The sequence below is a fragment of the Crossiella sp. NPDC003009 genome, assembly GCF_053591555.1.
In genome coordinates this window covers 22,774-49,290 of record NZ_JBSFUA010000001.1, presented here as the reverse complement: position 1 = coordinate 49,290, position 26,517 = coordinate 22,774, and the positions used below count along the sequence as shown (strand labels likewise).

Here is a 26,517-nt window from a genome sequence, read left to right as displayed (position 1 = left end):
GGGTTGCCATGCAGGAGGCCGTGCGCAGGGTGGAGACCGCGTTGAGCGTGCTGGCGCGGGAGATCAAGATCGTCACCCTGACCGAGGACGTGCCCACCGCCGCGGCCGCCGCGGCCCTGGTCGGCTGCCCGGTGGGGGCGGTGGCCAACAGCCTGGTCTTCACCGGCGAGCAGGGCCCGGTGCTGGTGGTCAGCAGCGGCGCGAACCGGGTCGACCTGCGCAAGGCCGCCGCGGAGCTCGGGGTGGCCAAGCTCAGGCGGGCCGATCCCGAGGTGGTGCTGGCGGCCACCGGCCAGCCGGTGGGCGGGGTCGCCCCGATCGGCCACCCTGCCCCGCTGCCCACGCTGATCGACGCCTCGCTGGCCGGCTACCCGGAGCTGTGGGCCGGTGGCGGGGCCAGGCACACCCTGTTCGCCACCACCTTCACCGAACTGGTGCAGCTGACCGGCGGCACACCGGCGGACGTCCGGCAGCAGCCCGCTCAGTAGGGGCGGTCAGACCCGCTGGGCCAGCAACGGCACCCCGGGACCGGACAGCTCGTCGAGCGCGTGCCCCCGCCCGCTCACCGCCATCAGCAGCGCCTCACCCGGTCCGCGCACCTCAGGCCCGGACCCCCGGGTGAAGTCGAGGTCGGCAGCCACCAGGCGGAGACCGCGGACCCGGCGGAAGGCGCCGATCGGCGGCGCCAGCAGCGCGCACCGCAGCGCGGTGCGCAGCCGCTCGGCCGGGATCTCGCGGGGCAGGCCGAGCGGGCGGCGGATGTCCTGCTGGTGGACCAGGCCGTCCACCAGCGCGATCATGCCGCCGAAGGCCGCGGTCAGCCCGCGCGGCCGCCGGTGCGTGCGCAGCAGGCCGACCAGTTCCGCGGGGCTCTTGGCCGAGTACTCGGTCACGCCGAGCTGGTTGGTCCGGGCCAGGGAGAACCGGCCGCGGGCCAACCGCCGGAAGGCGCCCGCGAGGCCGGCGTCGTCGTAGCTGATCACGTGCGCGACCAGCTCGCGCGTGGTCCAGCCGGAGCACAGGGTCGGCGCGGCCCACTGCTCGGGGGTCAGGGTGTCCAGGAAGTCGGCGAACTCGGCGCGTTCCTGGATCGCGAACGTCATCACCGTCATGCCAGGCGACCCTATTGGACGTACGGTGGCTGGGTGGCGACGGCTGAGCCCGCGCGGTACTGGCGGCATCCGAGCGTGCCCGGGCTGGATCTGCTGGCCGCCCGGTACCGCAGGCACGCCTTCACCCGGCACAGCCACGACACCTACGCCATCGGCGTGGTGCAGCGCGGCGCCGAGGTGCTGCACGCGGGTTCCGGCGCGCTGATGATCGGCGCGGGCGGCAGCGTGTGCGTGCATCCCGGCGAGGTGCACAGCGGGCAGGCCGCCGACGAGCACGGCTGGACCTACCGCGTGCTCTACCCCTCGGTCGAGCTGGTGTCGGCGGTCGTGCGGGAGCTCGGCGGCCCCACCGGCACCCCGGCCTTCCACGGCGATCCCAGCTACGACGCGGACCTCGCCGGTGCGCTGCTGGCCGCGCACCGGGCCGCCGAGCACGAGGCCCACCTCAGCTCGGAAACCCTGCTGTACCAGGCGATCCAGCTGTTCTGGCAGCGGCGGGGCAGCCAGCCGCGGGAGCAGTCGCCGGTCCGGGCGGACGTGCGGGGACTGGAGCGGGCGCGGCAGGTGCTGCTGGCGCGGATGGCCCGGCCGCCGAGCCTGGACGAGCTGGCCGCCGAGGTCGGGCTGGGGCGGTTCGCGCTGCTGCGCGGGTTCCGCGAGCGGTTCGGCCTGCCGCCGCACGCCTACCTCAACCAGGAGCGGGTGCGGCGCAGCCGGGCGCTGCTGGAGGCGGGCAGCCGACCGGCCGAGACCGCCGCCGAGGTGGGCTTCGTCGACCAGGCGCACCTGTCCCGGCACTTCCGGCGGATCGTCGGGGTCGCGCCGGGCGGCTACCTGCGCGGCCGGGCGCAATAACGTACAAGACCGGGCCGCCAGGCGGTTCCTAGGGTGCGCCCATGTCTTGGGACCCCTGCCCCGCGGAGCTGGCCGCGATGCTGACCGCCACCGGCGACCTGACCGCCGAGTTCCTCGCCGGACTGCCCTCGGCTCCGGCGTCGAGGACGACGGAGCCACAACCGTTCGACCCGCCGGCCGAGGAGCCGGGTGAGTTCGCCGAGCTGCTGTCGACCTTCCGCACCGCGGCGGCCAACGCGGTGGAGACCGCCGGCGGGGGCTACCTGGCGTACTTCCCCGCCGGTGGACTGGTTTCCGCGGCGATCGGCGAGTTCCTGTCCACCGTGGTCAACCGGTTCACCGCGATCAGCTCGATGGCGCCGGACCTGGTCGCGCTGGAGGACAGCGTGCTCCAGTGGCTGTGCCGGGAGTTCGGCCTGCCCGCCACCGCGGGCGGGCTGATCACCACCGGCGGTTCGCCGGCCACCCTGTCCGCGCTGGTCGCGGCCCGGCACGACCGGCTCGGTCCCCGGCACGAGCGGGGCACGTTCTACGTCACCGAGCACACCCACCTCAGCGTGGCCAAGGCCGCGCTGATCGCCGGGCTGCGCGCCGAGCAGGTGCGGATGGTGCCGGTGACCGCCGAGCACCGGATGGACCCGGCCGCCGCCGAGGAGCTGGTCCGCGCCGACCTCGCCGCGGGCCACCGGCCGTTCCTGCTGGTGGGCACCGCGGGCAGCACCAGCACCGGCACCATCGACCCACTGCCGGAACTGGCCGCGCTGGCCGAGCGGCACGGCCTGTGGTTCCACGTCGACGCGGCCTACGGCGGCGGTTTCCAGCTCACCGGCCGCGGCCGGGAACGCCTGCGCGGCATCGAACTGGCCGACTCCATCACCTTCGACCCGCACAAGGCCATGTTCCTGCCCTACGGCACCGGCGTCCTGCTGGTCCGCGACCCGGCCGCCCTGCGCGCCGCGCACACGGTCGAGGCCAGCTACCTCCAGGACCTCCAGCGCGATCCGTGGCCGCCGGACTTCTGCGACCTGGGCCCCGAGCTGACCAGGGAGTTCCGCGGCCTGCGGCTGTGGCTGCCGCTGCACCTGCACGGGATCGGCGCGTTCCGCCGTGCGCTGGCGGAGAAGCTGGACCTGGCCGAGCTGGTGCACCGCGAGCTGTCCGCACTGTCCGAAGTGGACGTTCCGCTGACTCCGGACCTGACGGTCAACGTCTTCGCACTGCGGCACGGCGAGGATGCGGACAACCAGCGGTTGCTGTCCCGGATCAACGCCACGCAACGGGTCTTCCTGTCCAGCACCCGGTTGGACGGCCGGTTCCGGCTGCGGCTGTGCGTGCTCAGCCACCGCACGGACGCGGAGCGGGTGGCCGAGGCGATCGAGATCATCCGGTCGGCGGTCCGGGAGTGACCGCGGGTTTGGTCCACACCAGCGAGTACCGGCGGAGCACGTGCCTGCGGTAGCGCACGCCGGGCAGCAGCCGTTGCGCGGTGGCCCGCACCTGCCCATAGCTCAGGGTCGGCTGGGCTCCTGGCATGCCGTCCGGGCCGTGCGCGCGGCGCAGCCGCTTCACCGTCCACACCACGGGGGTGGCCGCGACCGCGAACGCCCGCTCGGCCGGGGTCACCGAGCGGGCCAGCGCGACCACGACCAGGGTGCCGCCGGGGCGCAGCAGGTCGCGCAGCCGGATGAGGGCCTGCGCCAGGTCCACGTGGTGGACGGTGGCCACCGAGCAGATGAAGTCGTAGCCCGCCAACGGGAGTTCGGCCGTGCGGAAGTCGCCCTCGATGAAGTCCAGACCCGGCTGGCCGCCGGAAAGCTCACGGGCCAGCGCGATCATCCTCGGTGAGCTGTCCACCCCGGTGACGTGCTCGGCCCTGCCGGTCAGCTTCCTGGCCAGCAGCCCGTCGCCACAGCCCACGTCCAAGGCCTGACGACAACCCTCGGGAACCGCGCGCAGGATGTCCGGGTGCCGGGCGACATTGGTGTTCCAGTACGGCGGCACCCGGTCATCCTAGGCGTAGAGACCGGCCACGTCCTCGGCGAAGTCCTGCATGATCACCGCGCGGCGCAGCTTCAGCGACGGGGTGAGGTGCCCGGTCTCCGGGGTGAACTCCGCGGGCAGCACCCGGAACCGGCGCACCGACTCCGCGGTGGAGACGGCCTGGTTGCCGGAGTCGATGGCCTGCTGGATCTCCGCACGCAGGTCGGGGTCCTCGGCGAGCTCGGCCACGGTGGCGGTTTCCGGTTTGCCCGCACGGGTTTTCCACTGCGGGAAGTGCTCCTGGTCGATGGTGATCAGGGCGGCGATGTACTTCTGGGCGTCGCCGACGACCACGGCGTGCGCGATCAGCGGGTGCGCGGTGATCCGGTCCTCGATCACCGCGGGCGCGACGTTCTTGCCGCCGCTGGTCACCAGGATCTCCTTCTTGCGCCCGGTGATCCGCAGGAAACCGTCCTCGTCCAGCTCGCCGAGGTCGCCGGTGGCGAACCAGTCCTGGGCCGGGAACGCCTGTGCGGTGGCGGTTTCGTCGTGCCAGTAGCCGGGGAAGACCACCCCGCCCTTGATCAGCACCTCACCGTCGGCGCTGATCCGGATGGAGGTGCCGGGCACCGGGCGGCCGACCGTGCCGGGCCGGTAGGCGTCCAGGGAGTTGAGGGTGGCGGCCGCGGTGGTCTCGGTGAGGCCGTAGCCCTCGAACACGGTCAGGCCGATGCCGCGGTAGAAGTGGGTCAGCCGCGCGCCGAGCGGGGCGCCGCCGGAGATCGCGTACCGGCAGCGGCCGCCGAACGCGGCGCGTAGCTTGCGGTAGACCAGCCGGTCGAACAGCGCGTGCCGGATTCTCAAGCCCAGCCCGGGTTTCTCCGCTTCCGAGTAGGCGATGGCGGTGGCCACCGCGGTGTCGAACAGGCGGCCGCGGCCCGCGGCGTGCGCCTTGTGCGCGGCGGTGTTGTAGACCTTCTCCAGCACGTACGGCACCGACAGCACGAAGGTCGGCCGGAACGCGGCGAGATCGGGCAGCAGGGACTTGATGTCGCCGCTGTGGCCGAGGACCGCGCCGGAGAGCACCGCGCCCAGCTGCACCATCCGGCCGAACACGTGCGCCAGCGGCAGGAACAGCAGCGTCGAGGCCCCCTCCCCCGCCACGCCCTCGAACATCGGGCGCAGCAGCTCGAAGGCGTTGCCCGCCTCGGCGAGGCAGTTGGCGTGGGTGAGCACGCAGCCCTTGGGGCGGCCGGTGGTGCCGGAGGTGTAGATGATCGTCGCGACGTCCGCCGGGTCGACCAGGCGCCGCCGCCGGACCACCTCCGCGGCCGCCACCCGCTCGCCCGCGGCGACCAGCTCGGCCACCGCGCCCGGCGACGTGGCATCGGGCTCGATCCGCCACAGGCAGCCCAGCTCCGGCAGTTCCGGGCGCAGGCCGTCGACCACGGCCTGGTGCTCGGCGGTCTCCACCAGCACCGCCGCCGCGCCGGAGTCGGCCAGGATCCACTGGACCTGCTCGGCCGAGGAGGTGACGTAGACGGGCACCGGCACCGCGCCCACCGCCCACAGCGCGAAGTCCAGCAGCGTCCACTCGTACCGGGTGGCCGACAGCAGGCCGACCCGGTCCCCGGCGGCGATGCCGCTGGCCAGCAGTCCCCTGGCCACCGCGGTCACCTGCTCGGCGAACTCCCCCGCGGTGACCGGCACCCAGCGCCCGTCGACCTTGCGGCGGAAGGCCTCCCGGCCGGGCTCGGCGGCGGCGTTGCCGTAGACCAGCTCGACCACCCCACCGTGGGCCGGAACCGGATACCGCGGGGCGGCGGTGAACTCGCGCATTCCGTGCTCCCTCGACTCTGAGTGACGGCGATGTCATGATGAATCACGAACGGTCGGAGGCGACATGGGTGTTGTCCCAGAGATTGGCGCGGTTCGTTGTGACGGATAACAAACCGCGTGATCTGGTGGTGGGCGGTCGGCCACTGCACGAGCGCTTCACCGAGTCCCTGCCGGAGCTGGTCGGGCGGGTGCTGGCCGAGGTGACCGCCAGGGTGCCCGCCTACGGCCTGCTGCCCGAGGAGGAGCTGGCCGGGGACATCCACCAGGTCATCGAGCAGACCCTGCGCTCCTTCATCGCCATCCTGCGCACCAGGAAGCTGCCCACCCGCGCCGAGCTGGGCTTCCTGCGCGAGTCCGCGGCCCGCCGCGCCGAGGAGGGCATCCCGGTGGACGTGGTGCTCACCGCGTACCACATCGGCGTGCAGGTCATGTGGGACTCGCTGCGCCCGGACGCCCGGCCGGCGGAGATCGCGGACGTGATGACCGTCAACGACCTCGCCCTGCGCTACCTGGAGCTGGTCACCCCCGCGGTCGGCGCGGGCTACCTGGACGCCAGGCAGACCGCCTTCGACGACGACCACACCGCGCGGCACACCCTGCTCTCCGCGCTGCTCACCGGCACTCCCGCCGAGGCGGCCGCGGGCCAGGCCGGGGTGCGGCTGCCGCCCTGCTACCTGGTGCTCGCCATCGCCGTGGCCGCCCACCCCGACGAGACCGGTCCCGAGGTCGACCCGACCATCGCCGCCCGGCGCAAGCTGCGGCGGCTGCGGGCCGAGCTGGACCGGCAGCTGCGCGGCCCGGTGCTCTCCGCGCTGACCCCCGAGGGCGGCACCGTGCTGCTGCCCAGCCCGGCCTCCCGGGAGGAGCTGACCGCCCGCGACTGGACCTGGCTGCACCGGGTGGTGGCCGAGCTGAGCCAGGCCGCGGGCGCGGAGATCACCGTGGGCGTGGTGGCCGCCGAACCGGCCGGGGTCGCCGAGGCCGCCGGGGTGGCCAGGGAGGTGCTGGAGGTGGCCGTCCGCTTCGGCCGCCCGCCAGGGGTCTACCGGCTGGCGGACCTGCTGCTGGAGTACCAGCTCTCCCGGCCCAGCCCCGCCCTGGACCAGCTCGCCGCGGTGCTGGAACCGTTGTCCGCCAACGAGGAGCTGGTGCAGACCCTGGAGGTGTTCCTGCGCGCCGGTGGCAGGCGGGCCGCGGCAGGCGAGCTGCACGTGCACCCCAACACGGTGGACTACCGGCTGCGCAGAATCCACGAGCTGACCGGCCTGGACGCCACCAGCATCAGGGACATCGGCTTGATCCGGGCCGCGCTGGCCGCGCGGGCGGCTACCCGCCGATGACCGGCCACACCGGCCGCGAGCAGTCCGGCCGCTGCGCGGTGGCCGGGTCCAGCGCGTTGAGCACCTCGCGCAGTGCCACGTGGCCGAAGGCCAGTGCCAGGTGGTCGGCGAAGTCGTTGCGGCACAGGTCTTGCAGCAGGATGTTGGTCGAGCCGGGGCCGTGCGGGAACTGGGACTCGTACGGGGTCACCACCGGGTCGTAGCGGGTGGCGGTGGTGGTGTAGCGCACCCCGGGAACGGTGTCCGGCAAGGAGTTCAGCCGCGCAGCACGGTCCTGATCCACTCGTCCAGGCCCAGTGCGGAGGAGCCGTGGCTGGTCGGCGCGAGGCCGATCACGTGGTGTGCGCGAACACGCAGTACCCGTTGTTCTTCAGCAGCGGGGACAGGGTGTGCCAGTTGATCCGCATCCGGGTGGCGCTGCGGCAGGACCAGTCGTTCGCCCCGGGCGGCGCGGAACCGGGGTGGGCCAGCGAGGCGGCGACCGCGAGCGGCGAGTGGTAGACCACCGGCAGCTCCCGCGCGGCCGCCGCCGGTCCGGCCAGGGCGGCCAGCAGCACGGCGACCAGCGCGGTCAGCGTCCAGCTCCGGCGGCCCATCAGCGGGCCGCCGCCGCGACGGCCTTGCCGAAGGCGGCCATGCCGCGCGCGTTGGGGTGCAGCGGCGCGGCCGGGCTGGTCGGGATCAGGCCCTCCAGGTAGCGCTGGGTGGGAGCGGCGCAGATGTCGTGGCCCACGGTGACCGCGGCGAAGTCGACGTAGGTGGCGCCGCGCTGCTGGGCCTGGGCGCGGGCGGTCGCGCTGACCCGGTTCATCACGCTCTGCAGGTAGCGCCCGTCCTTGGCCCACACCGGCTGCACCGGGTGGCAGCCCTCGGGCCGGATGTAGGTGCCGTAGCCGGTGACCAGAATCTTGGCCTGGGGCGACCGTTTGCGGATCTCGTCGAGGGCCGCGCCGAACTTGGGCGCCCAGGCGTCCACCGCGGCGGCGAGCTGGTCCTTGCCACCGGCGGTGAGCCGGTCGGCGCAGGAAAGTCCGGCGGGCTCCGGCAGCAGGTTGATACAACTGAGCGCCTGCTGGAACAAGCCGGAGTCGTTCGCGCCGATGGTGACCGAGACCAAATCGGTGCTCGGCCGCAACGCGTCGAACTGCGCCGGAATGAACCCGAACCGCTTCCCGGCGAAATCCGCGGTCACCGCCCCGGAACAGGACACATCCCGGAGACTCGCGCCGAGTTCCTTGGCGGCCATCGCCGGGTAGTTCCGGTCCGAGCGCAGGCACAGCAGGTTGATGTTCTGGTGCGGGATCAGCGGCCCGGCCGCCGCCGAGTCCCCCATGGCCACGTACTCCAGCGAATCCGCCTGCGCGGCCGGTCCCGCCAGCATCGCGGCCGCCGTCATCGCCAGACCAACCGCGAGCCGTCCACGCATCCGCATTCGAACCTCCGGGTCAACGCGTCCAAAAGAACTGCTCATATGGTGGAGCCAGCACGCGGGAATCGGGGTGGCGAATTTTCCAGAGTTCCCCGGATCGGGTTGTGATCGGGCACAAAAACGTCGTTACCTAGTCAGGGCGCGGCCGGTCGCGGTGGTCCGGGTGAAGCCCGGCCACGGTCGTGTTGTGCGACGCGCGGCCGGTTTCACCTCGTCCCCCGCGACCCACCACAAAGGTATGAACGACAACGTGACGACACTGTGGATCCGCACCGGCGAGTGGCTGGTGCGGGCCGACCAGGTCGCCGCGGTCGGCATCGAGGAGGTCTTCCACGTCGGCGGCCGCTACAGCGTGCGGATCCGGCTGACCGGGGTGCCGATCAGTGGTGACTTCCACGAGCTGTACCGCTGCGCCGAACAGGAACAGGCCCGCGCCTGCGCGGTCGCGGTGGTGGAACGCCTCGCCGGCTGGCGGCACGGGTACGGCACCCTCTACGTCAACTCCTCCGGCGAGGTGGTCACCGTCCGCCCGGTCCCGGATATCGCCGAGAGCGCCTGACGACGGGCCCGCCAGGCCAGCAGCAGGTCCACCACGAGGAAGCCCAGCAGGGACACCCCGAACACCGGCAGCTGCCAGGCCAGCACCCCGCCGCCGAGCACCAGCACGGCCAGCGCCACCGGGTGCAGGGCCCGCCAGCCGCCGCGCGGGAACGGGCGGCCCAGCGCGAAGCGGTCCCTGGTCGGCCTGCGGTGCCACCACATCCGGTAGCCCCACAGGATCATCGCGATCAGCACCAGGCACACCACGGCCAGCAGGATCTGGTTGGGCAGGCCGAACAGCACACCCATGTGCCCGTCGATGCCCCACCTGGCGAGCTTGGCGCCGAGCGGGAAGTCCTGGAACCGCAAGGTTTCCACCACCCGCGCACTGGCCGGGTCGATGGCCGCGGCGTCCTGCTTCTGCGGCCAGCTGCCCTTGATCTGCTTGACCAGGTAGGCCTTGCCCGCGCCGGAGGGCAGGGTGATCTCCACCGGACCGTCCAATCCGGACTGACGGGCCGCGGCCAGCACCCGGTCCGGTCCCGCGTCCGGTCCGGTGTGCCCACTGTGCTGCTGGTGCGTGCCGTGCGCGGAGTGCTCGGACAGGCTGGTGGACAACGTGGGTGTCTGCCAGGACAGCGCCTTGCGCAGCTCGGTGATGCTCTCCCCGCCGTACTGCGACCAGGTCAGCCCGGTCACCGACAGGAACAGCAGCGCCAGCGCGATCCAGGTGCCCAGCACCGCGTGCCAGGACAGCAGCCCGCGCCTGCCCCGGACCCGCCGGTCCACCAGCACCATCCGCTTGCGACGGCCGCGTTGTCGTTGCCACCACAGCACCAGCCCACCGAGCACCACCAGCCACAGCCAGCTGGCCGCCAGCTCGCTGTACAGCCGGCCAATATCGCCGAGGTGCAGGCCGCGGTGCAGCTCGTCGATCCAGGTGCGCACGGGGGTGGCCTGGCTGGAGCCGTAGGTTTCCAGGGTGCCGCGCACCTGGGCGGTGTAGGGGTCGACGTAGGCGGTGAGCCAGTGGCTGGGCGCGAGATCGGCCCGGCTGAAGATCACCTGGGTGCTGTCGGTCTCGCTGGCGCCCGGCCGGACCCGCACCAGGGTCGCGCCGGGCAGGGCCTGTTTCGCGGCGGCGATCTGCTGGTCGAGTGACTGGGGCGAACCGGTTGGGGTGACGAAGAGTTCGTGATCGTAGACCGCGCGTTCCAGCTGCGGGGTGAACACGTAGAGCAGTCCGGTCAGGGCGGCCACGAGCAGGAACGGGCCGATGAGGATTCCGGCGTAGAAGTGCAGGCGCAGCAGCAGGGGACGCGCCGAGCGGGACTGGCCGAGGGGCCGGGTCTCGCGCCGGGCGCTGAGCAGGTTGGTCATCCGGCTTCCTTAATCGTGGAAGGGAGGATCTCCCCAGGTAGTCGGATCGAAGAGTCGAACAGTTCCCGTGCTCCCCCGCGCGATGCCCCGGCTCCCCCACGCGCGGGAGGCACCGGGCCGCCCGCACCGGAGATCGTTGCGGTGTGGGCGACCCGGCCCACCGTTGTGGGGAGAGAACATGAGCAGAAGAACCGGCGCGCTGGTCCTTTCCGTTGCGGCAACGGCAGTCGCGCTGACCGCCGCCCCGGCCCAGGCCACCCCGGCGGACCCCGGCCTCACCCACGCGAGCGTGACCGGCGCCGCCCGCCTCGACTACATCACCCGCGAAGACGACGTCCGCTTCATCGTGGACGCCCACGCCCTGCGCAAGCCCGGCACGCGGGACCCGGTGCGCGCCTGGGGCACGGCCCGGATCACGCACTACTTCGCCGCGAACAAGGTCCAGCTGTGGGCCACCGGCCCGGTGGACTGCGTCACCGCGGGCGGCCGCTCGGCCACCGTGTCGATCATCGTGACCGACACCGCCCCGGAGATCGCGGACTGGCGCGGCAAGCGGATGGGCTTCAGCGTGCACAGCGGCGGACCCGGCGAGCGGGCGCGGGTCGGCACGACCGGGCCGGTGGATGCGGACAAGCTGCCGAAGTGCGTGGCGCCCGCGCCGGAGCTGGCGGTGCTCACCGGCGGGTACCGGGTGCGCGACCGCTAGGCCGATCGGGTGAGCCGTGGAACCTCGCGGCGGGTGCGCACAGTGTGAAGGGCAGGGGGCGCGTCCGGCGTTCCCTGTCTCCACACTGAGGGGAACCCACCATGAACCGAAGATCGCGGACGTTGGCGGGGCTGGTGGCGCTGGCCACCGCCGGCGCCACGCTCACGGTCCTGCCCCCGGCTGCTGCCGTACCGTCGGTGGCGCCGGCCGGGGGCGCGCGGCACCAGGTCACCCTGATCACCGGTGACCAGGTGCAGGCGAGTCAGCGCGGTGACGGCAGCTGGAGCATGTCGATCAACGCGGCCGAGCAGGGGCGGTCGGCCGGCTTCCGGCAGTTCCCGGTCACCAGGGGCAAGCAGACCGACTGGTACCTGGTGCCGCAGCACGCTGAGCGGGCGCTGGCCGAGGGGCAACTGGACCGGGAGCTGTTCAACATCACCGGGCTGATCCGGCAGGGGTACGACGACGCGCACAGCAAGGTCGTGCCGTTGCTGGTGGAGCACTACGACGCGGCCGCCCAGCGGGCGAAGGCGTTGCCGGGGGTCACCGTGCAGCGCGAGCTGTCCGGGCTCAACCTGACCGCGGTGGACGGGCAGAAGGCCGCCGCGCCCGAGTTCTGGCAGGAGCTGGGCACCGCGCGCGCTGGGGGTGTGCGCAAGATCTGGCTCAACGGCAAGGTGGAGGCCTCGCTGGACCGGAGTGTGCCGCAGGTCGGCGCGCCGGCCGCGTGGCAGTCCGGGTTGACCGGCAAGGGTGTCACGGTCGCGGTGCTGGACAGCGGCATCGACGACACGCACCCGGATGTGGCCGGGAAGGTCAAGCACAGCAAGGACTTCAGCGGCAAGGGCAACATCACCGACGGCAACGGGCACGGCACGCACGTGGCCGCCGCCGCGGTCGGTTCCGGCTCGGCCGAGGGCGGCAAGCTCAAGGGGGTCGCGCCGGAGGCGGAGCTGGCCGTGGGCAAGGTGCTCGACGACAACGGCCGGGGCCAGTTCGACGACATCATCGCGGGCATGGCCTGGGCCGCGGCCGAGGTCAAGGCCAAGGTGGTGAACCTGAGCCTCGGCAGCCGCAGCGACAGCGACGATCCGCTGACGCAGGCGGTGAACACGTTGAGCCGCAAGCACAACACGCTGTTCGTGGTGGCCGCGGGCAATGACGGCTCGCCCCGCACGGTGATGAGCCCGGCCAGCGCCGACCTCGCACTCGCCGTCGGCAGTGTGACCAAGTCCGGCGGGCTCTCCGACTTCTCCAGCCAGGGACCGCGCCGCGGTGACGGCGCGGTGAAGCCGGAGATTTCCGCGCCCGGCAGCGACATCGTGGCCGCTCGCGCCACCGGCACTGCCATGGGTGAGCCGGTGAACGAGCGCTACACCAAGGCATCCGGCACCTCCATGGCCGCCCCGCACGTCTCCGGCGGCGCGGCGGCCCTGGCCCAGCAGCACCCGGACTGGACCGCCGAGCAGCTCAAGTCGGCGCTGGTGGCCACCTCGGCCCCGGTGGACCACAGCGGCGTGTTCGCCGTGGGCAGCGGCCGGATGGACCTGGGCAAGGCGGTCGCCGCGAAGGTGCAGTCCTCGCCGAGTGCGGTCAACGCGTTCCTGAAGTGGCCCAGCACCAAGGCGGAGACCCGCACGGTCACCTACACCAACCCCGGCTCGACCCCGGCGACGCTCAACCTCAAGCTGGACCTGGCCGACACCGAGGGCGCCCCGGCCCCGGCCGGGCTGGCGAAGCTGTCGGCGAACACGGTGACCGTGCCGCCGGGTGGCCAGGCCACCGTGACGGTCTCGCTGACCCCGCGCGCGGCCAAGGCGGGCAGCTACGGCGGCACGCTCACCGCCACCGACGGCACCACCTCGCTGCGCACCCTGGTCGGCGCGCACGAGGAGGGCGAGCACTACGAGGTCACCGCGAAGGTGCTGCGCCGCGACGGCAAGCCGCCCACCGCCCAGGACTTCGGCGACCTGTCGCTGAGCCGCACCCAGGACGGCGAGCACTTCAGCGTCCCGGCCAACGGCACCGCCCGGGTGCCGCCAGGTGAGTACCTGGTCTACAGCGCGGTGAACACACCGAACCCGAACGGCATCCCGGCCATCAGCACGTTCGTCAACCCAGCGCTGAAGATCAGCAAGAACACCACCGTCACCTTCGACGCGCGGCTGGCCAAGCAAGTCAAGATCAGCACCGACCAGCCAGAGGCCAGGGGCGGCTGGTGGGCTGCGCAGATGCGCCACCGCATCACCGCCACTGGACGCGTCGGCACCTGGGGCCACGGGCTGAGCATCGGTTTCTACGACTACTCCACCTATTCCGCCCCCGGGGTCAGCTCCCCCGCCTTCAGCTTCGCCACCAACCAGCGGCGGGAGGAACCGGATCTCGAACTGTGGGCCGAGGGGCCGCAACGAACGGAGCTGTACACCGGCTGGTTGCGCGGGTCACCCCAGGATGCGTTGCGGCACAAGCTTCCTTCAGTGCACGGCGGCGCGGGCACGCCAGCCGAGCTGGCCAAGGTCGACGCCAAGGGCAAGATCGTCGTGCTCGGCCTGCCCGACGGGCTGAGCTATGACGAGGTGTACCAACGCATCCGCGATGTCAAGGCGGCCGGGGGTATGGCCACCGCGCTCTACGTCAGCGAGGACCAGCCCCTCCGCGCGACCGCGAAGAGCACCGACGAGGAGCACCCGGCGGTGCTGCCCTCGGTGCGGGTTTTTGGTGGCTACGCGGGTAAACTGGCCGCGCACGCCAAGGCGGGCGGAGAGCTGTCCCTGATCGCGCGCACCAGCAGCAAGCACCGCTACGAGCTGGCCTTCCCCTCGATGGGCAAGATCCCGGCCAAGCTGGACCACCACGTCAAGACGGCCGACCTGGCCAAGATGACCATGGTCTACCACGGTGCTCCCCCTGGTCAGCCCCCCATCGTCGGGGCCTACGCGGAGACACCGTCCGGGCAGTTCAGCGTCAACGTGCACGCCGCGGCAGTCCCCGGTGAACGGGTCGAGTACTTCAGCCCTGGCACCTGGGAGATCAACGTCGGCAGCTGGTACCACGCCGCGGGCACGTTGGTGAAGACGATGAAGCTGGAGGCCGGGAAGTCCTACCGGGAGGAGTGGAACAAGGCGGTCAACGGTCCAGGCTTCACCGGCACCACCAGCAACGAACTGGGCGAGAACCACCCGTGGGTGTGGGTCAAGGACCGCCTGCTCGACGTGACCGTGCCCTGGTGGAGCGACGCCGCCGGACATCCCAGGCGGACCGAACCGGGCTGGGGCATCGACAAGGGCAGCACCACCCTCTATGGCGACGGGGTCGAACTCGGCAGGCACAACACCCCCGGCCGCGGCGTGTTCACCCTGGGCCGGGCCAGGGAGTACCGGCTGGAGTCCGAGGTGACCAGGGAGGTGGACTGGTGGCCGACCTCCACCCGGATCACCTCAGCGTGGACCTTCGCCGCGCCCTGGGGCAACAACGCGGTGCCACTGCTGAACATCCGCTACGCCCCGCCGGTCGACATCGGCAACCTGGCGCCGGGTGACCGGGAGTTCACCATCCCGGTGACCGTGCCCCGCCAGGACGGTCCGGCCACGGTCACCAGCCTCACCGTGGACTACTCCGTCGACGAGGGCAAGACCTGGCAGCAGGCCAAGGTGGACAAGACCGAGGCGGGCTGGACCGCTACGGTGCGCAACCCGGCCAAGGGGTTCGTGTCCTTGCGCGGCAAGGCATCCGATGAGGTGAACACCGTCGAGCAGACCGTGCTCAAAGCCTACGAGATCGGATGAGATTTCAGCGGTAGCCGAAACCCCCTGGCAAACCGGGCGGCGTGACCTACGGTCCGCCCATGGACCGTAGAAGCATGCTCGCCCTCGGCGCTACCGCCGCCACGCTCGCGGTGACCGGCGGGGCCGCCTCGGCCTCGCCGGCGCCGCGCGTCCCCGCCGATGCCGCACTGGCCCGCTCGCTGGGTTTCCGCAGCGCGCACGCCGAGGTCAACGGCACCCGCCTGCACTACGTGATCGGCGGATCGGGCTCGCCACTGGTGCTCTTACCCGGCTGGCCGCAGACCTGGTGGGAGTTCCACAAGATCATGCCCGCGCTGGCCAAGCGGCACACCGTGATCGCGGTGGACCTGCGCGGCATGGGCGGCTCCGGCAAACCGACCGGTGGCTATGACAAGAAGACCATGGCCCGCGACATCCACGAGCTGATCGGCAAGCTCGGCCACCAGCGGGCCGATGTGGCCGGGCACGACATCGGCGCGATGGTCGCGCAGAGCCTGGCCGCGCACCACCCCGGCACGGTGCGGAAACTGGCCCTGCTCGACGTCGCGCACGTGGACGAGGGCCTGTACCAGCTGACCCTGATCCCCCGCCCCGGCCAGCCGTTCTTCCCGTGGTGGTTCGCCTTCAACCAGGCCCAGGGCCTGCCGGAGCAGCTGATCGCCGGCCGGTCCCGGCTGCTCATCGACCACTTCTGCGACATGCTGCTGGTCAACCCGGCCGCGATCAACGACCGGGACCGGGCGATCTACGCGCACGCCTACGCCACCCAGGACGCGGTCCGGGCGGGCAACGGCTGGTACCAGGGCTTCGTGCAGGACATCGTGGACGAGAAGAACCACGGGCAGCTGACCATGCCGGTGCTCGGGCTGGGTGCCGGTCCGAACTACTACTTCCTGGCCGAACACTTGCCGCACAAGGCAACCGACGTGCGGGTGCGGGAGATCAAGGACTCCGGGCACTACCTCGCCGAGGAGCAGCCGGCGGCGGTGCTGGCCGAGCTGAACGCGTTCTTCGGCTGACTCAGGACACTAGGGGCAGGCCGCCCACCACCGCGCCGTGCTCGTCCAGCACCCGGATGCTCGGCACGTCCTGGGCGTCCACCGACAGCACGATGCGCGGCCTGCCCTTGGCATCGCTCAACGCGAGCACCGCACCGTCCACAGTGGACCAGACCAGCTCCACCCTGGTCGGCATCGGCGGCGTCCGGCCGGGCGGAAGGCGAGGATGGGGCATCTACTTGAAGAACAGCGCCGCCGCGCCGTGCTCACCCTGCCAGCGCGTGCCCAGGGTGAGGGCCTGCGCGTTGGGGTAGTCCAGGGAGACCGAGGCTTCCGAGGCGCCGGCGACGATGCCGCCGCGCTCGGAGCCGTGCTCGTCGTTGAAGATCAGGTAGGTGCCGTGCTCGGGCCCCTGGCGCTGCTCGGCCGGGATCACCTGGCCGCCGATGATCACCGGTGGCCGCCGGGTGTCGGCGAGCACCCGCTGCCGGCCCCTGCGGTCGCGCACGGTGAAGGACCCGCGAACCTGTTCTCCCGCAGGCTCAGCGGTGGCAGCGGGTGCGGCGAGCGCGGCGGTGGTGACGGCCAGCGCGCCGCCACGCAGGGCAGTGCGCCGGGACAGCGGTGGGGTCATGCGGGCAGTCAACCCGGGCGCGGACCGCCGGGCACTGGGGACGACCACCGTTCTGATGGTGGGGAGGTCCCCAGTGCCGCGCCCGGGACTCAGCCCGCGAGCAGGGCGTCCATCTGGCCGACCGCCAGCGTCAGCCCTTCCTCATGGCCCATCTTGATCACCTGTTCCATCTGCTCCTTGCTGGCGAAGGCCGTGTTCAGCTCCATCCGGGTGCCGCCGTCGTGCTCGGTGAGCGTCATCCGCACGGTGGAGACCGGCATGGTTGTGCTGGGCGTGCCGTCGGCCTCGGCGAAGCCGTCGGTGAACTCCAGCGCGCGCTCCGGTGTCACCGAGTCGATCCGCCACCAGCCCCGGTACTTCTCGCCCTCGGGACCGGTCATGTAGTAGGTGACCGCCCCGCCGGGGGTCAGGTCGTGCTCCTCCATGGTCGCCGGGTGGGTCGGCGGGCCCCACCACCGCTCCAGCTGCCGGGGGTCGGCCCACAGCTGCCACACCTGCTGGATTGGCGCTCCGAAGTCAGCCGTAAGACTGAGGGTGAGCTTGTCGAAGTCCTTGTCCACACTGGTGACGCTCATCGGTCCTGCTCTCGTTCGAGGGTGTCCTCGGCCTGCCCGAGCAGTGCGGACATCCGGTCCACCCGTGCTCGCCAGGTCGTTTCCAGTTGATCCAGGGCCAGCCGCGCCCGGTCCAGCGCGGCGGGGTCGGTGCGCACCAGCTGCTCCCGGCCCTGCCGCTGCTTGACCACCAGCCCGGCGCGCTCCAGCACCGCCACGTGCTTCTGCACCGCGGCGAAGCTCATCGGATACGCCTGCGCCAGCCGCGAGACCGACACCGCCTCCCGGGTGCACCGTCGCACGATGTCCCGGCGGGTGATGTCGGCCAGCGCGTGGAACAGCCGGTCCACCGGCTCGTCGGCCAACTCATCTACAACCATTTGGTTGTACGTTAGCTCGGACCTGGGCCGATGTAAACCCTCAGTCGTTCACCTCAGACGTGCAGCCGCGCCGGGCGGTGGGTCTGCCCCTCGATCCGCTGGGCCGCCGCGTCCACCAGCTCGTGCGAGAGGTTGGACAGCGCCCTGGCCGCCGCGATCTCCTCACCGACACAGGAGTCCGGGGCGTCGGCCGGGTTGCGCCGGGCGTACCCGTGGCCGCGCACCTCGGGCGCGCCGGAGCCGGTGACCGTGGCGGTGGCCATCGTCCGGGTGCCGTCCTCCTCGAACCGCAGCTCGATCATCCAACGGTTTTCCATCGTGCTCACCTCGTTCGCGCGAGTGCGCGTGTTCGGTTGCGGACAGACCATCGTCGCCCCGCAACGAGACCCCGGCAACCGCACCCGCCTCAGCCGCGCCCCGGCGGCACCGCGACCAGTGACCGCAGCTGCGTGGTCGCCAGCGGCTCCGCCACCGGCCGCCCCTCCGCCTCCACCCACGCGTGCGCCTGGAACGGGATCGTGCGCACCCCCGCCTGCCAGGTCGGCCAGGACCCGCGCACCCGGCACAGCAACGCGGTCGCGATCGAGCGCGGCAGGCAACCCTCGCCGGCGCAGCGCACGCTGACCGAGGTGACCGTGCGCCGGGCCCGGCTGGCCTCCTCGTAGGTGGCCGGGCGGGCGCCGCGGGCGAGCAGGCCGAGCACCCGGCGGATGCGGCGCGGGGTCAGCCGGCCGATCAGGTGGCCCGCGCCGACCGCGAGCAGCGGCAGGGCCCTGCGGTGCACCGGCACCTTGACGCTCATCGGAGCACCAGGCCGGTGGCGCACAGCTGGGCGAGCACGGCCCCGGCGTCCTGCCGGGCGCGCTCGGGCGGCACCTCGTAGCACTGGGTCAGGGCCTCGGCGGCGTCCTGTTCGCCGCCGCCCTCCATCAGCACGGTCAGCACCAGCGCGCCGCTGTTGTTGAGCTGGTAGTACCGGCCGGTGCGTTCGTCGAGCAGGACCATGCCGTCCTCGACCTCGACCGTGGACACGTCCTGGCGCAGGCTGGGCATCGGGATCACCTCGTCTTCGCTGGGGTTGGGGTGTGGGCGCGCAGCCAGGTCTCCACCGCGAAGGTCATCTCCAGGTAGGAGATCGGCAGCAGCGGCGGGTACAGCACCAGGGCCGCGCCGCGCAGCACGCCGGGGTCGACCAGGCCGAGGCGGGCCAGGTGCGAGTCGTCGAGCAGTTGTGCCACCTCGGCCCGCTGGTCGATGAGGCCGCGGTGGATCTCGCGGGAGAACTCGCTCTTGTTGCGGCGGGCCAGCACCTCGGCCGGCACGATGCCGCGCATGGCCGCCACGGTCAGCGGTTTGAAGGTGAACGGCGTGGTGCGCTCGTGCAGCCGCACCGCCAGGCAGGCCTCGATCACCCGGTCGTCCAGGAACGGGAAGTGGTAGGGCACGCCGGCCTCGGCGGTGAACCTGGCGATCTGCCTGCACATCCGCATGCCGCCGAAGATCTGCGCCAGCACCATGTGCCCGCCGCGGGTGGAAGCCAGCGGGGTGACCTCGCCGGGCTCGCGGAGCAGTGCGCGCAGCCGGTCCCTGGCCTCCGGGGTGACCCAGGGTGGCAGGGTGGGCGGCGCTTCCCAGCCCATCAGGGTCGGCTTGCGGTCGTTGGCGCGGGCCGGCGCGAGGTCGGCGGCGGCGTCGGTGAGCCAGCGCCGGTAGCCGCGACCGTCCAGTGCCGCGCGCACCGTCGATCCCAGGCTCCAGCGGCATTCCGCGGCCAGCGCGCGCAGCTGGCGCAGGCCGGTGCGCGGGTGGCTGCGCAGGGTGTCGTGCACCGCGGAGTCCAGGCCCTGCACCACCTGGTCGCCGCCCTCGCCGCTGAGGTGCAGGCGAGATCCCTTGGTGGACATCAGGTTCGCCAGCTGGGTCTGCAGGGCGCGGATCCGGCCGCCGAGTGCCGGTTCGTCGAAACCCTCGCCCGCGGTGAGCAGGCCGGTGTAGCAGGCGGGCAGGCCGTGCGGGGCCATCTCCAGGTGCTGTGCCTCGGGCAGGTGGGCGGCGGCGCGGCGGGCCCAGACCGCGTCCTCGTGGCCGCCGTCGATGCCGGCCTGGGTGAACAGGATCAGCTCGGCCGGTCCGCGCGCGGCCAGGAAGCACAGCGAGGTGGAGTCCAGGCCGCCGGAGAGGTCGGCGCTGACCACCCCGCCGGCCGCGGTGCGCGCGTCCACCGCGTCGGCCAGTGCGGCGGCGACCTTCGGCGCGCCCTCGGCCAGCGACAGCTCCGGCTCCGGCGGCGACCACCAGCGCTCGACCCGTTCGCGGCCGCGCTGGTCCAGGCGCAGGTGGCGGCCTTCGGGGACGGCGTGCACCCCGCGCCAGAGCGGGCGGCCGCCGAAGGGGTGCGGCACCGAGGGTTCCAGCAGGCGCAGCAGCAGCGCGTCCTCGTCCAGGTCCGCGCCCAGCGCCTGGGCCAGCACGTCCGCCCGGTCGCAGCCGACCGTGACGCCGCCGAGGACCGCGTGGTGCATCCTCCGCAGCCCGGTCGCGGTGCCGCGCGCGTGCACCTGTCCGTCCATTGTGGACACCACGTGGAAGCTGCCCGCGATGCCCCTGGTCACCTGGTTCAGCTCGGTCCAGGAGCGGGTCCGGCCGAGCACGTCCAGCCGGTGTGCCGACAGCGGCGCGTGGTCGCCGATCAGCGCCACCCTGGTCGGGCCCGCGGTGACCAGGGTCAGCTCCGCCGGGTGCCAGCGGCCCAGCAGCCACGGCCAGCCCGACGGGTGTGGTTCGACGTCCAGGCCGCCGAGCGACTCGGCCGCGGGCGCGGCCGCCGCGGTGTCCGGCAGCACCGCGAACCAGCCCGTGCCCCGTTTCATATCGCCATCCGTTCCATGCGGAGAAATACGCCGACAAGGGAACCGGCAGGGCCCCGAGCGGGGCCCTGCCGGCGGCAATCAGTTGGTGAAGTCGTTGCGCTTGACGAAGAAAGCGCCACCGTCGGGGAAGATGCCGAGGAAACCGGCGGTCAGTTCGCCGAACTCGCCGACCTCGACCAGAGCGGGCGCCTGGTAGGTGGTCTTCTCCATGTCTGACTCCTTCTGTTCCGGCGTCACCCGGGCTGCTCCCGGGCGGCACAGCACCGTTTCTAGCCAACTCCGGTTGATTGGTTCCGGGTGATCCACTGCGTACAATCAATGGACAAACATCGGCAGGCTGATATCGCGGGAGGTCGCGGGTGCCGCGACGGGAGAAAGCGCTGGACGGCGAGCCGGGCGCATTGCTGGAGTTCGCCGCCGATCTGCGGAAGTTGCGCGAAAAGGCGGGAAGTCTGCCCTATCGGGAAATGAGCAGGTCGGCGCTCTACTCGCCCACCGTGTTGTCCCAGGCCGCGGCCGGTCGTCGACTGCCCACCCTGGCCGTGACCTTGGCTTATGCCCGGGCCTGCGGCGGTGACCAGGTCGAATGGCAGGCCCGTTGGCACGAGGTGGCCGCCGAACTGGCCCCGAGCCGGTCCCCCGCCGAGGAAATGCCCGAAGAGCAGGCAGCGCCCTATGTCGGACTGACCGCGTTCCAGCCCAGCGATTCCAAACGGTTCTTCGGCCGCGAAGAGCTCATTGCCGAACTGCTCGACCGGACAACCCGGAAACGGCTGCTCGGTGTTTTCGGCGCTTCCGGTTCCGGAAAGTCCTCGCTGCTGCGCGCGGGACTGATCGCCGCGAAAGCGAAATCCGGCATGCCGGTGCTGCTGTGCACCCCGGGACCGCATCCGCTGGAGGAAATCGCGCTGCGGCTGGCCGCACTCACCGGCGAGTCCGCGGCGACCCTGCGCGCGGAGTTCGCCGCCGATCCGCGCAACCTGCACCTGCGGGTACGCCAGGCCCTGTCCGGCCAGCCGGAGAACACCGAGCTGTTACTGGTCGTGGACCAGTTCGAGGAGGTCTTCACCCTCTGCGAACAGGACCAGGAACGCGCGGCTTTCATCAAGGCGGTGGTGCTGGCCGCGACCGCGCCGACCAGCCGGACCAGGGTGGTCCTCGGCGTCCGGGCGGACTTCTACGGCCACTGCGGGCAGCACCCGGAGCTGGTCGCCGCGTTGCGGGACGCGCAGCTGCTGGTGGGGCCGATGACCGCCGAGGAGCTGCGCCAGGCGATCACCGGGCCCGCGGTCCGGGCCGGGCACACCGTGGAGACCGCGCTGGTCACCCAGCTCATCGCCGAGGCCGCAGGCCGGGCCGCCGTCCTGCCACTGCTCTCGCACGCGCTGCTGGAAACCTGGCGCAGGCGGCGCGGCACCCGGCTCACCCTGGCCGGCTACGGCGAGACCGGCGGCATCCGGCACGCGCTCGCGCGCACCGCCGAAGGCGTGCACGGCGGGCTCGACGCCAACGGGCAGCGGGTGGCCAGGCAGCTGTTCCTGCGGCTGACCGCGCTCGGCCAGGGCACCGAGGACACCCGCCGCCGGATCCGCCGCGCCGAACTGGACGAGGACCCCGCGACCACCGCGGTGCTGGAGGCCCTGGCCGCCGCCCGGCTGCTCACCGTGGACCGGGACACCGTGGAGCTGGCACACGAGGCGCTGATCCGCTGCTGGCCCCGGCTGCGGGACTGGCTGGCCGAGGACCGGGAGGGGCTGCGCACGCACCGCCAGCTCACCGAGGCCGCCGACGCCTGGGTGGCGCTGGACCGCGACCCCGGCGCGCTCTACCGCGGTGCCAGGCTGGCCGCGGCCAGGGACTGGGCGGCCGGCCGGAGTGCCGAGGGTGTGCTGTCCGGACGGGAACGCGAGTTCCTCACCGCCAGCCAACGCGAGCGGGAGCGGGAACAGGCCGCCGCCCGCCGCCGCACCCGGCGACTGCGGCAGCTGGTCGCGCTGCTTGGCGTGCTGGTCCTGCTGACCACCTCGGCCACCGTGTTCGCCGCGCACAGCAGCGCCCTGGCCACCGAGCAGCGCAACCTGGCGCTGGCCCGCCAGGCGGTGACCGGGGCGATCGGCCTACGCGCGACCAACCCGGCGCTGTCCGTGCAGCTCGGCCTGGCCGCCCACCAGCTGGCACCGACCCGGGAGACCCGGGACAACCTGCTCAGCGCGTTCGCCACCCCGTACGCGGCCCGGCTCACCGCGCACCCCGGCCGGGTGCGCGCGGTGGACCGGCACGGCCGCCTGCTGGCCAGCGCGGGCACGGACCAGACGGTGCGGCTCTGGTCGACCGGCGACGGACCACAACCCCAAGAGCTGGCCACGATCCCCGGCCAGGGCGGCACCGTCCACTTCGGACCCAACGGCATGCTGGCCACCATCGACGCGCACCGCGCCGCACAGCTCTGGGACCTCGCCGACCCGGCGCACCCCCGGCGACTGGGCTCGCTGCCCGGACCGGTGACTTCCCTGTCCTTCAACCGGGACGGCACCAGACTGGCCACCGGCGGCGACACCGCGCACGTGTGGGACATCCGCGATCCCCGCGCGCCGCAACGACTTGGCGTGATCAGCGGCACCGGCTCGGTGCGTTTCAGCCCGGCGGGCGAGGTGCTCGCGATCACCGGCCCGGACCACACCACCGCACTGTGGCAGGTCACCGACCCCGGCCAGCCAACCCGTCTGTCCACTGTGGAGGATTCGAGGCTGGCGACCTTCTCCGGCGACGGTCGACTGCTCGCCGCCGCCGAGGGCATCGGCAACCAGGTGCGCCTGTGGGATGTCCGCGATCCCGGCGCGCCAAGGCGAACCGCGGTGCTCACCGGGCACACCGCGGCCGCGATCACCCTGCGGTTCAGCGCGGACGGCCGCACCCTGGCCAGCGCCGGTGACGACAACACCGTGCGGCTGTGGGACATCACCGACCCGGACCGGCCACGCGCGGCCGGGCTGCTCACCGGGCACACCAACTCCGTCTACGCGCTCGCCTTCAGCCCCGACGGCCGCAGCCTGGCCAGCGGCGGCGGGGACGGCACGGTACGCGTCACCGAGCTGTCCGGCCTGCCCCTGGTCCAGCACGCGGACACGGTGATCTCCGCCGCCTTCGGCCCCGGCGGCCGCCTGGTGGCCACCGCAAGCCTGGACCACACGGTGCGGCTGACCGAGGTCACCGACCCGCCGCGGCCGGTGGCCATCATCGCCGGGCACACCGACGGGGTGTTCGTGGCCGCCTTCCACCCGGACGGCAAGCTGCTGGCCACCGCCAGCCGGGACCGCACCGCTCGGCTGTGGAACCTGGCCGACCCAGCCCGGCCGCAACCGCTGGGCGTGCTCGACGCGCACACCAGCGCGGTCAGCCAGGTCGCCTTCAACCCGGACGGCAAGCTGCTGGCCACGGCGAGCTGGGATCGCACCGCTCGACTGTGGGACATAACGGATCCCGCTCACCCCCGGCCACGGTCGATGCTGGCCGGGCACACCGACGCGGTGAACGCGCTGGCGTTCAGCCCCGACGGACGGCTGCTGGCCACCGCGGGTGAGGACCGCACCATCCGGCTCTGGGACCTCGCCGACCCGGACCGGCCGCAGGAGCTGGCCCTGGTAACCGGCCACACCGACGCGGTCTCCCGGCTCGCGTTCAGCCCGGACGGACGGTTGCTGGCCAGCGCGGGCAACGACCACACGGTCCGCCTGTGGAATGTCGCCGACCCCGCGACTCCCCGGGAAACAGCGGTGATCACCGGGCACACCAACGCGGTCTACGGCGTCGCGTTCAGCCCTGACGGCCGCAGGTTGGCCACCGGCGGCGAGGACCGCACGATCCGGTTGTGGGACCTCGCCGATCCCGGACATCCGGCGGAGACCGGAGTCCTCAGTGGACACACAGGTGTGGTGGCCAGGGTGGCGTTCAGCCCGGACGGCGGCTCGGTGCTCACCGCAGCAGGCGACCACACCGCGCGGCGGTGGGAGACCGATCCGCGCCGGGTCGCCGAGCGGATCTGCGGCCTCGGCGCGCCACCGATCAGCGCCGCGGAGTGGGACCGGCACTTCCCCGGCCTGGACTACCGACCGCCGTGTCCCTGAGCGCCCCGGCCAGCTCCGCCGCGGTCCTGATCTGGATCCGCGGCACGTCGGCCAGTGCCGCGTCGACCACCTCGGCGAGCGGGGCCGGGATCGCCGGATCACGCTCGCGGATCGGCACCACGGGGTCGGTGAGCACCACCGTGACCGGGTCCTCGCCGCGGGGGAAGGTGCGCGGGGTGTGGCCGGTGAGCGTCCAGTACAAGGTGGCCGCGGTGGCCCACACGTCGACCTCGGGCTTGGCGTACTTGTAGTTCACCACCTGGGCGCGCGGCATGAAGCCCACGCTGCCGCCCACCGTGCCGGTGCGGGTGTGCCCGGACAGGCCCGCGCGGTCGAACGCCTTGGCCAGCCCGAAATCGCCGATCTTGGCCACCGGATCCTCGGTGGTTCCGGCGAGGAAGATGTTGTGCGGCTTGACGTCCCGGTGCACCAGCCCGTTCCCCCACGGCACCGGGGCCTGGTGCGCGTAGGCCAGGCCGTCGAGCACCTGGAGCAGGATCGGCACCGCGCGCTCGACGGGCAGCCGACCGCCCTGCCCGGTCACCAGGTCGGCCAGACTGCCGCCCGGGCAGTACTCGCTGGCCAGCAGGAACGCCGAACCGCCCGCACCGGCGCCGTGGAACTCCAGCACATTGGGGTGGCGCAGCGCCCGGCTGTTCTCGATCTCGCGCAGGAAGGCGGTGCGGGCCTGCTGGTCCACCGCGTGCTCGCCCCACAACGTCTTCACCGCGACCAGCGAGCCGGAAACCAGGTCCTTGGCCAGGTGCACCACACCCTGGCTGCCCTGGCCGAGCCTGCGCACGATCTTGTACCCGGTGAACCCCACGCTCACCCGCACCACGGTGTCGCCGATGCCGATCTCGTCGCCGTGCAGCAGCCGCTGCTCCCCGTTGACGGCCACCCCGTTGACCCGGGTTCCATTGCGGCTGCCCAGATCCCGCACCCGCGCCTCGGGCGGGTCGACCTCGATCAGGCAGTGCCTGCGGGAGATCCGCTTGTCCCCGTCGCCGATGCGCAGATCGCAGTCCAGTGACCGGCCGACCACGCAGCTGGCCGTGTCCGTGAACAGCTTCTCCCGCACCGAGTCACCGACGGCGAGGGTCACCGTGGTGCGCATCTACCAACGGTCCCCGAGGTCCTCGGCCACCCGGTGGGCCTGCTCGGCCTCCTCGGTGCGCCCCAGCTGGGCCAGTGCCTCCGCCCGGTCGTAGTAGGTCTCCGGGTGGTCCGGCCCGTCGCTGATCGCGATGTCCAGTGCCGCCAACGCTTCCGCGGGTCTGCCGAGCCGCAGCAGCGCCGCGCCGAGGGCAGCGTGGGCGTGGGCGCGCAGGTGCTCGGTGCGCCCGGCGTCCGCACCAGCCGCGTCCAGCCGGATCGCCTGCTCCGCGCAGTCCAGCGCCGCCGAGGGCCGGTCCAGCCCGTTGAGCGTGATCGCCTTGTCCACCAGCGCGGCCAGGTAGCGGGGCTGCACCCGCAACGCCCGGTCGTAACAGTCCAGCGCCCGTTCCGGCTGCTCGGCCCTGCGGTGCACCTCGGCCAGCTCGTACAGCGCCAGCACGTTGCGCGGATCGAGCCCCGCCGCCCGCTCCAGCGCGTCCACGGCCTCCGGGTACCGGTCCAGCTCGCGCAACACCAGCCCGCGGTAGAAGTGCGCGCTGACATACCCGGGCCGCTGCCTCAGCACCCGGTCGAACACGTCCAGCGACTCCTCGAACAGCCCCCGCTGTGCCAGCTCAACCGCCTCATCGTGCAGGTCGGCGGCCGGTTCCCGCGGCCGGCTCAGCACCTCCTGCCGCCGCGCGCCGTCGGCGAACTTGCCGCCACAGCTCGGACAGCGCGGCCCCCGGAACAGGCCGCTGCGCTCGGGCAGGCAACGGTCGCAGTAGGTGCGCTGGCAGTCCAGGCAGATCCGGAAGCTGACCGCGAAGTGCGCCGGATCGGCCAGCGCCACCGGATTCCCGCCGGGCGCCTTGGACACCGAGATCATCCGT

The 26,517-nt window shown here is 72.6% G+C and carries 27 protein-coding genes; 9 read left to right on the top strand and 18 right to left on the bottom strand.

The genetic code is table 11. From position 1 onward, the window contains the following. Nucleotides 1-8 precede the first annotated feature (8 nt). Nucleotides 9-488: a YbaK/EbsC family protein gene (locus ACWDY5_RS00250; protein WP_449720175.1), complete on the top strand. Its 480-nt coding sequence runs from the start codon at nucleotides 9-11 to the stop codon at nucleotides 486-488. Nucleotides 489-494: 6 nt separating this feature from the next. Here the strand turns inward: ACWDY5_RS00250 and ACWDY5_RS00245 are convergent, their stop codons facing one another. Beyond that, the gene (locus tag ACWDY5_RS00245; protein ID WP_449720174.1) at nucleotides 495-1,112 is read right to left on the bottom strand and encodes a maleylpyruvate isomerase family mycothiol-dependent enzyme; all 618 of its coding nucleotides are present in this window, start codon (nucleotides 1,110-1,112) and stop codon (nucleotides 495-497) included. A 33-nt stretch (nucleotides 1,113-1,145) separates the two neighbouring features. Here ACWDY5_RS00245 and ACWDY5_RS00240 point away from each other — a divergent pair, with 33 nt between their 5' ends. Continuing rightward, nucleotides 1,146-1,967 (top strand): AraC family ligand binding domain-containing protein, encoded by an 822-nt coding sequence (locus ACWDY5_RS00240; RefSeq protein ID WP_449720173.1) that lies wholly within the window; start codon nucleotides 1,146-1,148, stop codon nucleotides 1,965-1,967. A 41-nt stretch (nucleotides 1,968-2,008) separates the two neighbouring features. Beyond that, nucleotides 2,009-3,373: a pyridoxal phosphate-dependent decarboxylase family protein gene (locus tag ACWDY5_RS00235; RefSeq protein ID WP_449720172.1), complete on the top strand. Its 1,365-nt coding sequence runs from the start codon at nucleotides 2,009-2,011 to the stop codon at nucleotides 3,371-3,373. On the opposite strand, the gene ACWDY5_RS00230 is transcribed toward ACWDY5_RS00235, so the two are convergent. Beyond that, entirely contained in the window at nucleotides 3,348-3,968 is a 621-nt protein-coding gene (locus tag ACWDY5_RS00230; RefSeq protein WP_449720171.1) for a class I SAM-dependent methyltransferase, read from the bottom strand. The two genes, ACWDY5_RS00235 and ACWDY5_RS00230, sit on opposite strands and share 26 nt — an antisense overlap. 9 nt (nucleotides 3,969-3,977) lie before the next feature. Continuing rightward, nucleotides 3,978-5,786, bottom strand: a complete 1,809-nt coding sequence (locus tag ACWDY5_RS00225; RefSeq protein ID WP_449720170.1) for an AMP-dependent synthetase/ligase — start codon at nucleotides 5,784-5,786, stop codon at nucleotides 3,978-3,980. Nucleotides 5,787-5,914: 128 nt separating this feature from the next. On the opposite strand from ACWDY5_RS00225, the gene ACWDY5_RS00220 reads away from it, so the two are divergent. Continuing rightward, entirely contained in the window at nucleotides 5,915-7,126 is a 1,212-nt protein-coding gene (locus tag ACWDY5_RS00220) for a PucR family transcriptional regulator (RefSeq protein ID WP_449720169.1), read from the top strand. Here ACWDY5_RS00220 and ACWDY5_RS00215 read toward each other — a convergent pair. The 3 genes from ACWDY5_RS00215 to ACWDY5_RS00205 form a co-directional block, all read right to left on the bottom strand. Further along, a complete protein-coding gene (locus tag ACWDY5_RS00215; RefSeq protein WP_449720168.1) occupies nucleotides 7,113-7,355 on the bottom strand; it encodes a hypothetical protein in 243 nt (80 codons plus the stop codon). The two genes, ACWDY5_RS00220 and ACWDY5_RS00215, sit on opposite strands and share 14 nt — an antisense overlap. A gap of 103 nt (nucleotides 7,356-7,458) precedes the next feature. Further along, a complete protein-coding gene (locus ACWDY5_RS00210) occupies nucleotides 7,459-7,722 on the bottom strand; it encodes a hypothetical protein (RefSeq protein ID WP_449720167.1) in 264 nt (87 codons plus the stop codon). Continuing rightward, nucleotides 7,722-8,552: an SGNH/GDSL hydrolase family protein gene (locus ACWDY5_RS00205; protein WP_449720166.1), complete on the bottom strand. Its 831-nt coding sequence runs from the start codon at nucleotides 8,550-8,552 to the stop codon at nucleotides 7,722-7,724. Before ACWDY5_RS00205 ends, ACWDY5_RS00210 begins: the two co-directional genes overlap by 1 nt. Nucleotides 8,553-8,805: 253 nt before the next feature. Here ACWDY5_RS00205 and ACWDY5_RS00200 point away from each other — a divergent pair, with 253 nt between their 5' ends. Continuing rightward, nucleotides 8,806-9,114, top strand: a complete 309-nt coding sequence (locus ACWDY5_RS00200) for a hypothetical protein (RefSeq protein WP_449720165.1) — start codon at nucleotides 8,806-8,808, stop codon at nucleotides 9,112-9,114. Here ACWDY5_RS00200 and ACWDY5_RS00195 read toward each other — a convergent pair. Next, nucleotides 9,048-10,475, bottom strand: coding sequence for a PepSY-associated TM helix domain-containing protein (locus ACWDY5_RS00195; RefSeq protein ID WP_449720164.1), 1,428 nt, complete (start codon nucleotides 10,473-10,475; stop codon nucleotides 9,048-9,050). The two genes, ACWDY5_RS00200 and ACWDY5_RS00195, sit on opposite strands and share 67 nt — an antisense overlap. 178 nt (nucleotides 10,476-10,653) lie before the next feature. Between ACWDY5_RS00195 and ACWDY5_RS00190 the strand changes: the two genes are divergently transcribed. The 3 genes from ACWDY5_RS00190 to ACWDY5_RS00180 all read left to right on the top strand — a co-directional run bounded on the left by ACWDY5_RS00190 (nucleotide 10,654) and on the right by ACWDY5_RS00180 (nucleotide 15,985). Beyond that, complete coding sequence (locus ACWDY5_RS00190) at nucleotides 10,654-11,181, top strand: hypothetical protein (protein WP_449720163.1); 528 nt, start codon at nucleotides 10,654-10,656, stop codon at nucleotides 11,179-11,181. Nucleotides 11,182-11,282: 101 nt separating this feature from the next. Continuing rightward, nucleotides 11,283-14,966 carry a S8 family serine peptidase gene (locus ACWDY5_RS00185; RefSeq protein ID WP_449720162.1) on the top strand — a complete coding sequence of 1,228 codons (3,684 nt, stop codon included), beginning with the start codon at nucleotides 11,283-11,285 and terminating at the stop codon, nucleotides 14,964-14,966. Nucleotides 14,967-15,025: 59 nt separating this feature from the next. After that, nucleotides 15,026-15,985, top strand: coding sequence for an alpha/beta fold hydrolase (locus tag ACWDY5_RS00180; RefSeq protein WP_449720161.1), 960 nt, complete (start codon nucleotides 15,026-15,028; stop codon nucleotides 15,983-15,985). Between the two features lies 1 nt (nucleotide 15,986). Here the strand turns inward: ACWDY5_RS00180 and ACWDY5_RS00175 are convergent, their stop codons facing one another. From ACWDY5_RS00175 to ACWDY5_RS00135, 9 genes are all read right to left on the bottom strand, one after another. After that, nucleotides 15,987-16,160 carry a hypothetical protein gene (locus ACWDY5_RS00175; protein WP_449720160.1) on the bottom strand — a complete coding sequence of 58 codons (174 nt, stop codon included), beginning with the start codon at nucleotides 16,158-16,160 and terminating at the stop codon, nucleotides 15,987-15,989. A 39-nt stretch (nucleotides 16,161-16,199) separates the two neighbouring features. Next, a complete protein-coding gene (locus ACWDY5_RS00170) occupies nucleotides 16,200-16,598 on the bottom strand; it encodes a hypothetical protein (protein WP_449720159.1) in 399 nt (132 codons plus the stop codon). An 89-nt stretch (nucleotides 16,599-16,687) separates the two neighbouring features. Further along, a complete protein-coding gene (locus ACWDY5_RS00165; protein ID WP_449720158.1) occupies nucleotides 16,688-17,173 on the bottom strand; it encodes an SRPBCC family protein in 486 nt (161 codons plus the stop codon). Further along, nucleotides 17,170-17,532 (bottom strand): ArsR/SmtB family transcription factor, encoded by a 363-nt coding sequence (locus ACWDY5_RS00160; RefSeq protein WP_449720157.1) that lies wholly within the window; start codon nucleotides 17,530-17,532, stop codon nucleotides 17,170-17,172. Before ACWDY5_RS00160 ends, ACWDY5_RS00165 begins: the two co-directional genes overlap by 4 nt. A gap of 53 nt (nucleotides 17,533-17,585) precedes the next feature. Continuing rightward, the gene (locus tag ACWDY5_RS00155; RefSeq protein ID WP_449720156.1) at nucleotides 17,586-17,849 is read right to left on the bottom strand and encodes a DUF1876 domain-containing protein; all 264 of its coding nucleotides are present in this window, start codon (nucleotides 17,847-17,849) and stop codon (nucleotides 17,586-17,588) included. 89 nt (nucleotides 17,850-17,938) lie between these two features. Then, nucleotides 17,939-18,334, bottom strand: a complete 396-nt coding sequence (locus tag ACWDY5_RS00150; protein WP_449720155.1) for a lasso peptide biosynthesis B2 protein — start codon at nucleotides 18,332-18,334, stop codon at nucleotides 17,939-17,941. Next, nucleotides 18,331-18,585: a lasso peptide biosynthesis PqqD family chaperone gene (locus ACWDY5_RS00145; RefSeq protein ID WP_449720154.1), complete on the bottom strand. Its 255-nt coding sequence runs from the start codon at nucleotides 18,583-18,585 to the stop codon at nucleotides 18,331-18,333. The genes ACWDY5_RS00150 and ACWDY5_RS00145 overlap by 4 nt, the downstream gene beginning before the upstream one ends. Nucleotides 18,586-18,590: 5 nt before the next feature. Further along, nucleotides 18,591-20,402: an asparagine synthase-related protein gene (locus ACWDY5_RS00140; RefSeq protein ID WP_449720153.1), complete on the bottom strand. Its 1,812-nt coding sequence runs from the start codon at nucleotides 20,400-20,402 to the stop codon at nucleotides 18,591-18,593. 78 nt (nucleotides 20,403-20,480) lie between these two features. Then, a complete protein-coding gene (locus ACWDY5_RS00135) occupies nucleotides 20,481-20,612 on the bottom strand; it encodes a lasso RiPP family leader peptide-containing protein (RefSeq protein ID WP_449720152.1) in 132 nt (43 codons plus the stop codon). A 149-nt stretch (nucleotides 20,613-20,761) separates the two neighbouring features. Between ACWDY5_RS00135 and ACWDY5_RS00130 the strand changes: the two genes are divergently transcribed. After that, entirely contained in the window at nucleotides 20,762-24,526 is a 3,765-nt protein-coding gene (locus ACWDY5_RS00130) for an nSTAND1 domain-containing NTPase (RefSeq protein ID WP_449720151.1), read from the top strand. Here ACWDY5_RS00130 and ACWDY5_RS00125 read toward each other — a convergent pair. Both ACWDY5_RS00125 and ACWDY5_RS00120 read right to left on the bottom strand, forming a co-directional pair. After that, complete coding sequence (locus tag ACWDY5_RS00125) at nucleotides 24,465-25,643, bottom strand: protein kinase domain-containing protein (protein WP_449720150.1); 1,179 nt, start codon at nucleotides 25,641-25,643, stop codon at nucleotides 24,465-24,467. The genes ACWDY5_RS00130 and ACWDY5_RS00125 overlap by 62 nt on opposite strands. Beyond that, complete coding sequence (locus ACWDY5_RS00120; protein ID WP_449720149.1) at nucleotides 25,644-26,513, bottom strand: tetratricopeptide repeat protein; 870 nt, start codon at nucleotides 26,511-26,513, stop codon at nucleotides 25,644-25,646. Nucleotides 26,514-26,517 lie beyond the last annotated feature (4 nt).

What these genes read in the sequence shown, in the direction of transcription:
- ACWDY5_RS00170 (WP_449720159.1), bottom strand. Translation starts at nt 16,598, where the DNA reads ATGACCCCACCGCTGTCCCGGCGCACTGCCCTGCGTGGCGGCGCGCTG.
- ACWDY5_RS00180 (WP_449720161.1), top strand. Translation starts at nt 15,026, where the DNA reads ATGGACCGTAGAAGCATGCTCGCCCTCGGCGCTACCGCCGCCACGCTC.
- ACWDY5_RS00125 (WP_449720150.1), bottom strand. Translation starts at nt 25,643, where the DNA reads ATGCGCACCACGGTGACCCTCGCCGTCGGTGACTCGGTGCGGGAGAAG.
- ACWDY5_RS00195 (WP_449720164.1), bottom strand. Translation starts at nt 10,475, where the DNA reads ATGACCAACCTGCTCAGCGCCCGGCGCGAGACCCGGCCCCTCGGCCAG.
- ACWDY5_RS00225 (WP_449720170.1), bottom strand. Translation starts at nt 5,786, where the DNA reads ATGCGCGAGTTCACCGCCGCCCCGCGGTATCCGGTTCCGGCCCACGGT.
- ACWDY5_RS00205 (WP_449720166.1), bottom strand. Translation starts at nt 8,552, where the DNA reads ATGCGTGGACGGCTCGCGGTTGGTCTGGCGATGACGGCGGCCGCGATG.
- ACWDY5_RS00250 (WP_449720175.1), top strand. Translation starts at nt 9, where the DNA reads ATGCAGGAGGCCGTGCGCAGGGTGGAGACCGCGTTGAGCGTGCTGGCG.
- ACWDY5_RS00135 (WP_449720152.1), bottom strand. Translation starts at nt 20,612, where the DNA reads ATGGAGAAGACCACCTACCAGGCGCCCGCTCTGGTCGAGGTCGGCGAG.
- ACWDY5_RS00175 (WP_449720160.1), bottom strand. Translation starts at nt 16,160, where the DNA reads ATGCCGACCAGGGTGGAGCTGGTCTGGTCCACTGTGGACGGTGCGGTG.
- ACWDY5_RS00160 (WP_449720157.1), bottom strand. Translation starts at nt 17,532, where the DNA reads ATGGTTGTAGATGAGTTGGCCGACGAGCCGGTGGACCGGCTGTTCCAC.
- ACWDY5_RS00185 (WP_449720162.1), top strand. Translation starts at nt 11,283, where the DNA reads ATGAACCGAAGATCGCGGACGTTGGCGGGGCTGGTGGCGCTGGCCACC.
- ACWDY5_RS00235 (WP_449720172.1), top strand. Translation starts at nt 2,009, where the DNA reads ATGTCTTGGGACCCCTGCCCCGCGGAGCTGGCCGCGATGCTGACCGCC.
- ACWDY5_RS00120 (WP_449720149.1), bottom strand. Translation starts at nt 26,513, where the DNA reads ATGATCTCGGTGTCCAAGGCGCCCGGCGGGAATCCGGTGGCGCTGGCC.
- ACWDY5_RS00245 (WP_449720174.1), bottom strand. Translation starts at nt 1,112, where the DNA reads ATGACGGTGATGACGTTCGCGATCCAGGAACGCGCCGAGTTCGCCGAC.
- ACWDY5_RS00210 (WP_449720167.1), bottom strand. Translation starts at nt 7,722, where the DNA reads ATGGGCCGCCGGAGCTGGACGCTGACCGCGCTGGTCGCCGTGCTGCTG.
- ACWDY5_RS00140 (WP_449720153.1), bottom strand. Translation starts at nt 20,402, where the DNA reads ATGAAACGGGGCACGGGCTGGTTCGCGGTGCTGCCGGACACCGCGGCG.
- ACWDY5_RS00145 (WP_449720154.1), bottom strand. Translation starts at nt 18,585, where the DNA reads ATGCCCAGCCTGCGCCAGGACGTGTCCACGGTCGAGGTCGAGGACGGC.
- ACWDY5_RS00165 (WP_449720158.1), bottom strand. Translation starts at nt 17,173, where the DNA reads ATGAGCGTCACCAGTGTGGACAAGGACTTCGACAAGCTCACCCTCAGT.
- ACWDY5_RS00155 (WP_449720156.1), bottom strand. Translation starts at nt 17,849, where the DNA reads ATGGAAAACCGTTGGATGATCGAGCTGCGGTTCGAGGAGGACGGCACC.
- ACWDY5_RS00190 (WP_449720163.1), top strand. Translation starts at nt 10,654, where the DNA reads ATGAGCAGAAGAACCGGCGCGCTGGTCCTTTCCGTTGCGGCAACGGCA.
- ACWDY5_RS00150 (WP_449720155.1), bottom strand. Translation starts at nt 18,334, where the DNA reads ATGAGCGTCAAGGTGCCGGTGCACCGCAGGGCCCTGCCGCTGCTCGCG.